Origin of the sequence: Kribbella sp. NPDC051587 (assembly GCF_044453945.1) — a bacterium.
In the GTDB taxonomy this organism is placed as follows: Bacteria; Actinomycetota; Actinomycetes; order Propionibacteriales; family Kribbellaceae; genus Kribbella.
Genome location: NZ_JBITDE010000014.1, coordinates 141,599 through 152,524 on the forward strand (window position 1 = coordinate 141,599; position 10,926 = coordinate 152,524).

The 10,926-nt window shown below is 67.4% G+C and carries 12 protein-coding genes; 6 read left to right on the forward strand and 6 right to left on the reverse strand.

The features are described from left to right. Positions 1-232 precede the first annotated feature (232 nt). The 5 genes from ACIA49_RS35395 (at position 233) to ACIA49_RS35415 (ending at position 6,081) form a co-directional block, all read left to right on the forward strand. Positions 233-1,258: an AraC family transcriptional regulator gene (locus ACIA49_RS35395; protein ID WP_396382544.1), complete on the forward strand. Its 1,026-nt coding sequence runs from the start codon at positions 233-235 to the stop codon at positions 1,256-1,258. 62 nt (positions 1,259-1,320) lie between these two features. After that, positions 1,321-2,721, forward strand: a complete 1,401-nt coding sequence (locus tag ACIA49_RS35400) for a SidA/IucD/PvdA family monooxygenase (protein WP_396382545.1) — start codon at positions 1,321-1,323, stop codon at positions 2,719-2,721. A gap of 46 nt (positions 2,722-2,767) precedes the next feature. Continuing rightward, entirely contained in the window at positions 2,768-4,123 is a 1,356-nt protein-coding gene (locus tag ACIA49_RS35405) for an APC family permease (RefSeq protein ID WP_396382546.1), read from the forward strand. Then, positions 4,120-4,548, forward strand: a complete 429-nt coding sequence (locus ACIA49_RS35410) for a hypothetical protein (protein ID WP_396382547.1) — start codon at positions 4,120-4,122, stop codon at positions 4,546-4,548. Before ACIA49_RS35405 ends, ACIA49_RS35410 begins: the two co-directional genes overlap by 4 nt. A gap of 66 nt (positions 4,549-4,614) precedes the next feature. After that, positions 4,615-6,081, forward strand: a complete 1,467-nt coding sequence (locus ACIA49_RS35415) for an SDR family oxidoreductase (RefSeq protein WP_396382549.1) — start codon at positions 4,615-4,617, stop codon at positions 6,079-6,081. Between the two features lie 57 nt (positions 6,082-6,138). Here the strand turns inward: ACIA49_RS35415 and ACIA49_RS35420 are convergent, their stop codons facing one another. The 6 genes from ACIA49_RS35420 to ACIA49_RS35445 all read right to left on the reverse strand — a co-directional run bounded on the left by ACIA49_RS35420 (position 6,139) and on the right by ACIA49_RS35445 (position 10,219). Then, positions 6,139-6,525: a hypothetical protein gene (locus tag ACIA49_RS35420; protein WP_396382551.1), complete on the reverse strand. Its 387-nt coding sequence runs from the start codon at positions 6,523-6,525 to the stop codon at positions 6,139-6,141. Further along, a complete protein-coding gene (locus ACIA49_RS35425; RefSeq protein ID WP_396382552.1) occupies positions 6,522-7,901 on the reverse strand; it encodes a DUF4331 domain-containing protein in 1,380 nt (459 codons plus the stop codon). Before ACIA49_RS35425 ends, ACIA49_RS35420 begins: the two co-directional genes overlap by 4 nt. Then, the gene (locus ACIA49_RS35430; protein WP_396382554.1) at positions 7,901-8,173 is read right to left on the reverse strand and encodes a twin-arginine translocation signal domain-containing protein; all 273 of its coding nucleotides are present in this window, start codon (positions 8,171-8,173) and stop codon (positions 7,901-7,903) included. The genes ACIA49_RS35425 and ACIA49_RS35430 overlap by 1 nt, the downstream gene beginning before the upstream one ends. A gap of 154 nt (positions 8,174-8,327) precedes the next feature. After that, positions 8,328-8,792, reverse strand: a complete 465-nt coding sequence (locus ACIA49_RS35435) for an SRPBCC family protein (protein WP_396382555.1) — start codon at positions 8,790-8,792, stop codon at positions 8,328-8,330. Between the two features lie 72 nt (positions 8,793-8,864). Then, positions 8,865-9,875, reverse strand: a complete 1,011-nt coding sequence (locus tag ACIA49_RS35440; RefSeq protein WP_396382556.1) for a DNA topoisomerase IB — start codon at positions 9,873-9,875, stop codon at positions 8,865-8,867. Beyond that, on the reverse strand, positions 9,872-10,219 hold the full coding sequence (locus ACIA49_RS35445; RefSeq protein ID WP_396382558.1) for a hypothetical protein: 348 nt from the start codon (positions 10,217-10,219) through the stop codon (positions 9,872-9,874). Before ACIA49_RS35445 ends, ACIA49_RS35440 begins: the two co-directional genes overlap by 4 nt. Positions 10,220-10,404: 185 nt before the next feature. On the opposite strand from ACIA49_RS35445, the gene ACIA49_RS35450 reads away from it, so the two are divergent. Beyond that, on the forward strand, positions 10,405-10,914 hold the full coding sequence (locus ACIA49_RS35450; protein WP_396382560.1) for a hypothetical protein: 510 nt from the start codon (positions 10,405-10,407) through the stop codon (positions 10,912-10,914). Positions 10,915-10,926: the final 12 nt, after the last annotated feature.

The following is a 10,926-nucleotide window of genomic DNA, read 5'->3' on the forward strand; positions in this document are numbered from 1 at the left end:
AACACGTTCCGCGACGGCACCGTCGTGGTCGGAGGATCCTCTTCGGCCGCGGCGGTGCCGCCGTGTTCAGCGGTCCCGGCGCCGGGGCTTAAGGCCCGGTAAGGATGCGGCGGCGGGGGTTGTGGGGTCTTGGGGAACTGAGGATTCTTCGAAAGAATCCTTCAGAGGATGCAGCTCACGCCGTCAGAAGTGACCGCCCCAGGCTCTTCGTGCCCGACCAAGGTGAGGCCCCATGTCAACCGCGCCCCCGGTTTCGCCCTATTCGATCGACTCGTGGACGACGGACGACGTCCGGCCACCGGAACGCGTCGAGTACTGGATGAGCGTCGTCAGCGCGGCCACCCGCTACCGGGTGGATCCGGCCTGTTCCCCGGGCACCTTCCGGGGCCGGGTGCTTCGCATCGGCACGGTCGCCTACACGCTCGGCCGGGCGTCGGCCGACTGTGCACAGGGACATCGCACCGCCGCGATGGCCTCCGCGGATCCGCACGACAGCCGCACGCTGATGTGGACGATCCGCGGTGAAATGCTGGTGCGCCAAGATGGTCAGGAGCTGCGCGTCGGCCCGGGCGCGGCGTTCCTGGCGTCGTCGAACTCGCTGTTCGAAGCGAAGCTCGACCACGCCGACATCGCGCTGCTGACGATTCCCGGGGCGGAGATGGACAACCGCCTGCGCCGCCGGTCGGCGCCACAGATTCTCGACATCAACCGGGGCCTGGGCCGGGTCCTGGCGGGCATGCTGGCCGAGCTGTTCGCTCAGCGGGCGCACTTGTCGGCAGCAGACTTCGATGCGGTCTGCGATCGGCTGGTCGATCTGCTGGGCATGCTCGCCGTCGGCGACGACCGACCGGTCACCGAGGGCGGCCTGGTCGGGGTCGAAGCGATGGCCAGACGCTACGTGCGCGAGCACGCCACCGATCCAGGCCTGACCGGCGCCACGATGGCACATGCCCTGGGCTGGTCGCTGCGGCAGGTTCAACTGGCGCTACAGCAGGCCGGTACGACGCCCCGGGAACTGATCCGGGATGAACGACTCGCGCTTGTCCACGAACGCCTGCGCAGCCCCGTTCACCTCGTCATCGGCGACCTCGCCCAACGGTGCGGCTTCTCCTCCAACAGCGTGCTGAGTACCGCGTTCCGTCAGCGCTACGGCATGAGCCCGCGGGAATTCAGGGCGTATTACCTGGCGAACCAACCGGCGGGAGCGAGCCAGCCACTGCGAAGCGCGATCGCCCACCTGGCTGCCGTACCGCACTGAGGCCCCACAGCGTGGCAGAGTGGGCGGCCGAGTGACTGTGCAGCTGCCGGGGAGGTATGTGAGTGCACACGGCCGCCATCCTGCGCCGGTTCGGGCCTGATCCCGACAACTGGGTACGCCCGACGTCCGCTGATCACGACGTGGTCGTCGTGGGTGCGGGGCAGGCGGGGCTCGGCATCGGGTTCGCGCTACGCCGGGCCGGGATCGCCCGTTGCGCTGTCATCGACACAGCGGCACCTGGCCAGGCAGGCAGCTGGATGACCACCGCACGGATGCACACGCTCCGGACTCCGAAGACCTGGCCACAGCCGGAGTACGGACACGCGGAACTGAGCTTCCGGGCTTGGTACGAAGGCCTCTACGGCCAGGCCGCCTACGACAGTGTCGAAAACATCCCCCGGACTGTCTGGGCGCAGTACGTCGCCTGGTTCGGGCACACCGTCAACGTTCCCGTTCGTCACCAGACCCGGTTGGTCGGAGTCGCCCCAGCCTCGGACCACCTTGTCCTCCGACTCGCGGTGACCGGTACCGACGGCCACGTGGACGAACGGGTCGAGACGACTCGAAAACTGGTGCTGGCCACGGGTGTCGAGGGCACCGGAGGGCCCGCGCTGCCGCCGTACTTCCGCGCGCTTCCCGCGCATCTGGCCGCCCACACAGGCGATCGGATCGACTTCACTCAGCTCGCGGGCAGGAGCGTCGCCGTACTGGGAGCTGGTGCCTCGGCTCTGGACGCTGCGGCCGTGGCGCTGGAAGCCGGTGCACAAGAGGCGCATGTGTTCACCCGCAGGTCTGACCTTTTCGTTCAGGGACCGAGCCGCAACATCGGGCGCAACGTCGGCGCCAAAGAGAACTTTCACCGGCGCACCGACGCCGATCGATGGCGAGCCCAGGTCCTGGCCGCCCGCGTCGGACGCAGTTGCACGCTGGAGTCCTTGACGCGAGCCAGCGCCTTTCCCGGGTTTCATGTCCATCTGTCAGCACCATGGCGGCACGCGTGCGCCGACGGCGGCAAGGTCCGGGTCGACGCGGCCGACGGCTCACATGTCTTCGACTTCGTTGTTGCCGGCACGGGATATCAATACGATCCACGAACCCGGCCCGAACTGGCCGAGCTCGCCCCGCACATCGCCTTGTGGCGAGACCGGTACGAACCGCCCGCCGAGCTCGCCCATGCGGATCTGGCGCGCTTTCCCTACCTCGGTCCTGGCTACGAGCTCGTCGAGAAGGAGCCGGGCACGGCCAGCTTCGTCGGACGCACTCATGCCTTCTCCGCGGCTGCCGGTCTCAGCTTCGGAATTCCTGCGGGAGACGCACAAAGCCTGGCCACCGGGATCCCTCGCCTGGTCGATGCGCTGAGCCGAGATCTGTTCTTCGAGGACCAGAACCACCAACAACCCACCAAGCCACGACTGCCGGACAATCACCGGTCGGTCTACGAACACGCCATCTGGAGCCAGTGAGCGCCTCACGGACAGCGAGGCCAAGGGATGGCACGCTGAAGGCACGATGACGACAACAGCTGATTCACGGTCCCGCGGGCGCAGTCTGCGGCGGGACGCGCTCGGGTTGGGACCGTCCACCGCGATCGGGATCTCCTCCTCCGCGCCGGCGTACTCGGTGGCGGTTGCGGTCGGGCTCCTGGCCGCGTACGTCGGTACCGCCGCTCCCCTGGTCCTGGCGCTGTCGGCCGTCCCGGTCGTCCTGGTGACGCTCTGCTTCCGCGAGCTGAACAGGACCGAGCCAGACTGCGGTACGACGTTTCCCTGGACCGAGAAGGCGTTCGGAATCGGTGTGGGCCGCATGGTCGGCTGGACCACCGTGATGGCCTGCGTGCTCGTCATGAGCAACCTGGCCCAGGTCGCCTCGGTCTACACCTATCTACTGCTCGGCCTGGACGACCTGGCCGACTCCCGACCAGCACAAGCTGCTCTGGGGACCGTGTTCATCGCTGTGATGGCAGTGCTCGCCTACCGCGGTATCCGGATCGCCGCCTGGACGCAGGCGATCCTGCTCACGGTGGAGGTCGTCGCACTGCTCTGGTTCGCCGTCAACGCCTTCCGAGAGGCCGGCACCCTCAGCCTCGCGACGAACACCGGCGACGGCAAGTGGGCCACCGGCGTACTGGTCGCGGTGTTCCTCTACTGGGGCTGGGACTCGTCCTTCAGCGTCAACGAGGAGACCCGCGAGCCGCGCCGTACTCCGGCCGTCGCGGCGCTCATCGCCAACGGCTTCCTGATCGTCCTGTACGTCGTGGTCGCCTGGTCAGCGCTTGTGTACGCAGGGGTCGGCCCGCTGACCGAGATCGCGGACGACGACTTCTTCTCGGTCCTGAGCAACGACCTGCTCGGTACGGCGGGCGGCAAGCTCCTGATCGGCGCAGTACTCGTCTCCGCCCTCGCCTCGACCCAGACGACCATCCTGCCGACCGCCCGGACGATGCTGTCGATGGCCCGGCGCGACGCGTTCCCGGGGCAGTTCGCGCGGATCTCCACTCGCTTCCACACACCCAGCGTCTCCACTCTGGTCTTCGCAGTGGCCAGCGTGCTCATCTACGTCACCCTGGTCCTTACGTCGGACGCAGTGCTCGCCGACGCCGTCGGGGCCGTCGCGGTGCTGGTGTCGCTCTACTACCTCGCCACCGCGATCGCCGTACCGGTGTATTTCACCGGCCAGCTCAAGGGCCGGGTGCTCCAACGGGTAGTCGTCCCACTGCTCGCGGCGGCGTCGTTCGCCGTCGTACTGGTGCTGGCCGTCTCCGACGTGGGTACAGGTCCCCTGGTTGTGGTAGGTGTGACCATGGTGGTGGGCGCGCTGATCATGTACTCGATGAAGCCGCCCGCTGAGGGGGAAGGCAGGGTATGACGCAATCTGGGCCGATCAGGCGGATGCGCAGTGCCGGTATCACGCTCGGACTGACCGCACTCGTCGCCGCATCACTGACCGGGTGCAGCAACGACGGCGACACGGCCGACTACGCAGCGATCTGTGTCGACCCTCAGACGCAGCAGCGGACCGACGACGACCAGTGCAAGGACGACCGCGAGTACCACGGCTCCGGGGCCGGCTTCTTCTGGTTCTACATGGCCACCCGCGGCGGCTTCCTGGTGCCGCCGGTCGGCGGCCGCTACAACACCGGCGACGGCAGCTACACCACCTCGAACCTGCGCAACACCTCTGGCGGTACGGCGACCATCCAGCGCGGCGGCCTCTCGACCAAGGGCGGCAACATCGGCACCATCGCGCGCGGCGGCTTCGGCAAAGCCAGCAAGGGAAGTTCCGGCGGCTGACGTGCCGAAGACCACCGCTGAGCGTTAACAAACCGTAGCGGCGGGCACAGGGCGGTGGTGCAACAGATGAAGCGGCAGTTGGCGTTGGTCACCGGGGTCACTGGGTATATCGGCGGAAGGCTGGTGCCGGAGCTGGTGCGCGCCGGGTTCGCCGTGCGGGCGATGGCACGGAACCCGCAGCGTCTGCGGGATCGGCCGTGGTACGACGCGGTCGAGCTGGCCGATGCGGACGCGGGTGACGCGGATCAGCTGCGGGTCGCCATGGAAGGTGTCGACGTCGCGTACTACCTCATTCATGCGCTGAACACCGGGAGCCGGTTCGAGGCACGGGATCGGCACAACGCGTTGACGTTCGCCCAAGCCGCCCGGGAGGCAGGGGTCCGGCGCATCGTCTATCTCGGCGGCCTTTATCCGGAAGGTGAGGAGCTCTCACCCCATCTGGACTCCCGGCGTGAGGTCGGCGAGATCCTGCTGGCGTCCGGCGTACCGGTCACCGTCCTGCGCGCCGCGGTGATTCTCGGATCGGGATCCGCGTCCTTCGAGATGCTCCGCCACCTGACCGACCGGCTGCCGGTGATGGTCACCCCGCGCTGGCTGAGCACGCGAATCCAGCCGATCGCCGTCCGCGACATCCTGCACTACCTGGTGGGTAGCGCCTCGATGCCGTCCGACGTGAGCCGTGGCTTCGACATCGGCGGGCCGGACATCCTGACCTACCGCGAGATGATGCAGCGCTACGCGAAGGTTGCCCACCTCAACCAACGTCGCATCGTCACGCTGCCACTGCTCACCGTCTCGCTGTCGAGTCATTGGGTCGGTCTCGTCACACCGGTGCCCAGCAGCATCGCGCGTCCTCTGGTCGACAGCCTTGTCCACGAGGTCGTCTGCAAGGAGCACGACATCGCCAAGTACGTCGCGGACCCGGAGTCCGGCCTGATCGGGTTCGATCGCGCGGTCGAGCTGGCGCTGAAACGAGTCCAGGAACTGGATGTCACGACCACCTGGGCATCGGCCTCCACTCCCGGCGCACCGAGTGATCCGTTGCCGAGCGATCCGCAGTGGTCCGGTGGATCCCTGTACGTCGACGAGCGCGAGAGCGTCGTACCGGCAAGCCCGGAGCGGCTCTGGGCGGTGATCGAGGGCATCGGTGGCGGCAACGGGTGGTATTCCTGGCGGCTCGGTTGGTGGGCGCGCGGCCTGCTCGACCGTCTGTTCGGCGGCCCGGGGCTGCGCCGGGGCCGGCGGAACCCTCACGATCTCTCAGTAGGTGATCCGCTCGACTGGTGGCGGGTGGAGGAGGTCGAGGACTTCAAGCTCCTGCGGCTGCGGGCGGAGATGCGACTGCCCGGCCTCGCCTGGCTCGAGCTCATCGTCGATGACGACGACGCCGGCCACACAGTCTTCCGGCAGCGTGCCTTGTTCCACCCGCATGGGCTGCCCGGACACCTGTACTGGTGGGCGATCAAGCCGTTCCACGGCATCGTCTTCGGCAGTATGCAACGCAACATCGCCGAGTCGGCGCGCAAGGGCTGAGCGGTCCGCCGCCGGGCGTGGCCCCTGTCCACTCCCGACGGCGTCACGCCTCTCGTGCTAGCTCGGCCAGTCGGCCTCGGTGACCCGACCGCCGACCACGTCGACGGTCAACTGAACCGGCCCGTCAGGCATCACGTACAGCTCATAGCTGCCCTCCGGGACATCGAAGAACACTGCCGAGTGGACGATCTCGCCCTCGGGTGAGGTCCGGGGAACGACCGCCACATGCGGGAAGCCGTGTCCATGACCGTGGCCGTGGCCGTGACCATGTCCGTGACCGTGGTCTCCTGTTGCACCGACCGGGCGCCGTTCGATCTCGATGTCTTCCAGCTCGGCCGGCATCGTGATCACCATCGCGCCGACACCGTCACCGATGTCGAGCAGGACCGACGAGCCCTTCCCCGCGTGCGGGTTCTCCTCGGCATTCGTGAGTGGTTTGGTCATGATGCGGCCGGGACGCCCGGCTTCGACTGGTATCCCCCGCCCGGCGTCCCCAGGTACGGGAACACCTTCAGATAGTCGGAGTTCGTGTTCGAGGTACCGTCCTTGACCGCCGAGGCGGCCCCGTCAGGCTTGTACGACGGATCGACCAGCGGGATCGTCAACCCGGCCACCGCGCGAATCTCCACCGTGACCACATCGTCGAAAACCCTGCGTCCGTTGGGGAATCCGGCCGCATCGCCGGCTACCAGACCCAGCGGGTTCGGCGTCTTCGCCGGCGGTACGGCGACATTCAGCCGCAGCATGTCGGCCTGAACGGGGCCGGTGTAGTTCTGGAACCCCGGTACGACGCCCTTCGGGATACCGGTCAGCAGGATCGCGGCCAGGTCCGCCCGCGGTTTCTTGTACGCCGCCAGATTCGGGAACACGCCCGGATACAACGCCGGCAGCAGTCCCGCGAGCTCGGGCTTGGTGACGTACTGCGCGTACTTCTTGTCGTCCGACGGCGGCCGGCTGTTCCACTTGTCCTTCTCGGCCATCGGCACGATGACCTCGTTGAACAACGGGTTCCCCAGTCGCGAGACCTGCTTGTACGGCCCGTGCCACACCGGGATCCCGAGCAGGTCGTCGAGGATGCGCGACTGCTGACGGCTCGCCGACGCCCAGACCCCGATGACGGCCTTGGCGTCCATCACATCGGTGGGCTTCTTGCCACCGCGGGTCAGGTCGGTGATCGGGACCTGGAGCGCGATGGTGTGCACGTTCGAGCCCTGCAGCCCGTTGACGCCCATCGCGGCGGCCGACGGGATCAGGTGCGCGGCCTGGAACGGACGCAGCGTGCCGAGGTCGAAGATCGATCCCAGGTCGGCGAAGAACCCGTCCGCGCGCTGACCGGCGAACACCTTGCGGTTCGTACCGATCGTGTGGATCGCCTCTCCCGCGAGCTTGGCGTAGTTCGGCGTACTGCGGATCCCGACGTTGACCGGCGGCGCGGCCAGCTCCCGCGCGAGGATGCGGGAGCGGCCGTTCTCGACCCGGGTCACCGAGTAGTACTGCGGCCGGTTCCAGGTGGTGTCCTTGATCGAGGTGATCGGGCCGGTGTTGTACAGGAACGTCTTCTTGTTCCGGATCTCGGCGTGGAAGCGGAACTGGTAGCTGATGTCCGCCTTCCCGTCCCCCTCGTTCGAGATGTGGATCTGGTACAGCACGTCGTCACCGAACTCGTAGAAGTTCGGCCCGCCGAACGGGTTCTGGAACGGGATGAAGTTGGCGATCAGCGTCACCGTGTCCGGCTTGTCCGGGCTGACGAACGCGTACACGTCGGTGTTGTCGGCCACCGGGTCCTTCGAGATCTCCGGGGCTTCGCGGTGCGATGACATCAGGCGGTCCTCACTCCGGCGAGGCGGGACGCGAGCTCGCGATCGGTGATCAGCACTTCGCGCTCGCCGACCATGATCGCCATCTCGCCCTTCCGCACGTCCTTGACGTGCACGACGAACGACTCCGCGTCCGTCAGATCCGCCGCCCCGAGCTGCGGCGCGGCCTCGGCAGGCCGTTCGTCGAAGATCTTCGGTACGGCGAGCGCTCCGGCCGCGGCCGCGGTCCCCGCTCCCGCGAACACCAGGAACCCGCGGCGTGTTGCGTCACTCATGCTTGTCCTCCCTGCTCACGACCGCCCCGTCGACATCAGGTGCAGATGCGAACCCGTCGCATCTGTTGTGATCTGGATCACAACCACGGTCGCCCTTCCTTCGGAGCCGTCGAGGGCGCGGATAGGTGGCGACTCGATGGGGAAGACCAGGTGGTCAGCTGTCGCTACGGAAATGCGCTGCGACGTTACGGACCGACTTCGCCACGTTGCCGCGGTGACCGGCGGGGAGGCCGATCACCCGGAGCGCCGCGGGAATCTTGGCCGTTCCCAGGTCGAAGGTCTCGCGGACCCTGGTCCGGCCAGGTCCGAGCGGCTCGAGCTCCCAGCGCCAGCGGTGCCCGAAGAAGTGACACCACGCGATCAACCGATCCTGCTCGAACTCGACGACCCGCGACGTCACCCGGTACGGCAGCTTGATCCGCATCGCCATCCCGAACGAGTCTCCCGGCCCGAGAGCCTCCGGGCCCGTCATCGCTCCGCGCACGGTGTGGTCCCCACTGATCACCACATGATTCGCCGGCCGACGGAGAAACTCGAACACCGCACCCGCATCGGCCTCGACCACGGCCTCCGCGGACACCCGGTCCGCACCCAACTCAACTGCGACGTCGTCGCCCATCGATTCCTCCTGTAGACCGAGCCCGTGAGACTGCTTCGGAGCCGGCCCCCGATCAGATGGGCAAGACCCGGCTCAGCCGTCCTTCAGAAGGCGGGCTACCGACGGTTCGAGCTTCTCGCGGACCTTCTGACTGTCGAGGTCGCCGGAACCGGTCCGCTTGATCGCGCGGGCGATCGTGCGACCTTCTTCGTACTGCGAGATTACCCGCGGGTCGACGTACGAACTGCGCGCGACCGCCGGTGTATTACCCAGATGGCCGGAGACCTCGGTGAGCATCTCCCGGACGGCCTTCTTCGCGGCCTTCTTGGTCTCCGGTGGGTCGGCCTCGGCTAGATCGGCTGCGGCGTGCACGGTCGCGGTCCAGGTGCGCAGGTCCTTCACGGTGTACTGGTCGCCGACGATCTCCTGGAAGCGTTCGTTGATCAGCCCCGCGTTGATCTCGTGCCAGCCGTCCTTGTCTCGGTAGACCAGCAACCGCGGGTTGTCATGCCGGCCGCGCTTGAGCGCGGTGACCGCTCGCACGAGCTTGTCGTCCTCCAGCTCGAAGGTCCGCTGGATACCACCCTTGGCCACGTAGTCGAACACCAGCAAGCCCTGGCGGACGCGCACGTCCTTGCGCAACAGAGTCGCGGCTCCGCGGCTGCCCGACTCAGCGGCGTACCGGTCGTTGCCGGTCCGGAAGACGCCGTGGTCGAGCATCCTCAGCGCAGCCGCCAAGACACGCTCCCGAGTCAGGCCCTTGGCCCGTAGATCGCGCTCCACGGCCTCACGGAACTCCGGCAGGCGGTTGGCCAACCGCCGTACCCGGTCGTGTTTGTCGGCGTCCTTCGTACTGCGCCACTCCACGTGGTACAGGTACTGGCGACGACCGGCCTCGTCGGTCCCGACCGCTTGGATGTGACCGTTCGCGTGCGGACTGATCCACACATCCTTCCAGGCCGGTGGAATGACCAGCGCCCGAATCCGGTCCAGTACGGCGGCATCGGTGATCACGTTGCCGTCGGCATCCAGATAGCTGAACCCCTTCCCGCGCCCACGTCTACCGAATCCCGCGCCGTCCGGGTCGCTGCGCCTCAACCTCATCGACGCGTCACCGCACCCCACCCGGCCGCGGCAAGAGCGTCGCAGGCGCCAGGATCCGTTGCCGTCACATCGAGCCGGCAACTGGCCGCCCAGCAACGCCGCTGAGCCACGTCCACCAGGTGGCAGAGGTCGTCGTAGCCCGCCGGATCGACGGTCGCCTCGATCGCGAGTACCAAGCCCGCGAGGTCCGGCGTACAGACATCCAGCAGCAACTCCCGCGCCGCGGCCGTCGTCGCCTCACAGAACGCGCCGCGAACAACGATGCGCGCCGTCCCCGCCTCGACTTCCCAACTGACCGCTCCGAGTCCACTCGAGACCTCGGAAGAACCATCGATGACAGTCATGAGCAGACCCTTCGCCAAGCAGAACACGATGACTCGCACGCTTCCTGACGAGTGACCACCCAGTGCCCACGAACACCCCCTCCGAACCACTCAGTGGCAATTGCACCTTGTTGCAGCTCGACAGCCGCATCCCGGCCACGCAACGGGGTACTTGATGAGACCTTGTGGCAGTGAGGAGACGGCACATGGACGAATCCGGACGAGAGGGACCAGCCGATTGGTCGAGGGCCTGGGAGGAGCAGGGCTACCTGCAGTTTCCGCAACGCCGACGGCCGCTGTGGTGGCGAGCAGCCTTGACCTTCTTCCTGGCAGTCAACGCAGCCCTTCAACTCGCAGCTAACCTGCACGATGCCGAGCCCGTGATCATCACGGTGCTGGCCGGCGCGGCACTCCCCTTCTGGGCCTGGCTGTTCGCTTACACCACCTGGCAGCTGATCACCCGACGTCCGCTGCTCCGCATCGACCACGTCGGCATCCACTACGGAACCAGCAGCCGCCTGCGCATCCCGTGGAACCGCGTCGACACGATCAGCGACCCCATCGGCAAATGGCTCTTCGCTCACGTCAACGTGCGCCCGTACGACGACAAGCCCCGCCGCGTGCCCATCACCCACGTGCACGTCGGCGAACTGCGGCCCTTCGCCATCTGGCTACGTGCCAGGCTGGACGACCAACGAAGGACCGCCGACCGATGACGGCGACGCGTT

Excerpts from the sequence above, each read along its gene's own strand:
- ACIA49_RS35435 (WP_396382555.1), bottom strand. The coding sequence starts at position 8,792 with ATGGGCGACGACGTCGCAGTTGAGTTGGGTGCGGACCGGGTGTCCGCG.
- ACIA49_RS35425 (WP_396382552.1), bottom strand. The coding sequence starts at position 7,901 with ATGTCATCGCACCGCGAAGCCCCGGAGATCTCGAAGGACCCGGTGGCC.
- ACIA49_RS35415 (WP_396382549.1), top strand. The coding sequence starts at position 4,615 with ATGAAGCGGCAGTTGGCGTTGGTCACCGGGGTCACTGGGTATATCGGC.
- ACIA49_RS35420 (WP_396382551.1), bottom strand. The coding sequence starts at position 6,525 with ATGACCAAACCACTCACGAATGCCGAGGAGAACCCGCACGCGGGGAAG.
- ACIA49_RS35405 (WP_396382546.1), top strand. The coding sequence starts at position 2,768 with ATGACGACAACAGCTGATTCACGGTCCCGCGGGCGCAGTCTGCGGCGG.
- ACIA49_RS35430 (WP_396382554.1), bottom strand. The coding sequence starts at position 8,173 with ATGAGTGACGCAACACGCCGCGGGTTCCTGGTGTTCGCGGGAGCGGGG.
- ACIA49_RS35450 (WP_396382560.1), top strand. The coding sequence starts at position 10,405 with ATGGACGAATCCGGACGAGAGGGACCAGCCGATTGGTCGAGGGCCTGG.
- ACIA49_RS35395 (WP_396382544.1), top strand. The coding sequence starts at position 233 with ATGTCAACCGCGCCCCCGGTTTCGCCCTATTCGATCGACTCGTGGACG.
- ACIA49_RS35410 (WP_396382547.1), top strand. The coding sequence starts at position 4,120 with ATGACGCAATCTGGGCCGATCAGGCGGATGCGCAGTGCCGGTATCACG.
- ACIA49_RS35440 (WP_396382556.1), bottom strand. The coding sequence starts at position 9,875 with ATGAGGTTGAGGCGCAGCGACCCGGACGGCGCGGGATTCGGTAGACGT.
- ACIA49_RS35445 (WP_396382558.1), bottom strand. The coding sequence starts at position 10,219 with ATGACTGTCATCGATGGTTCTTCCGAGGTCTCGAGTGGACTCGGAGCG.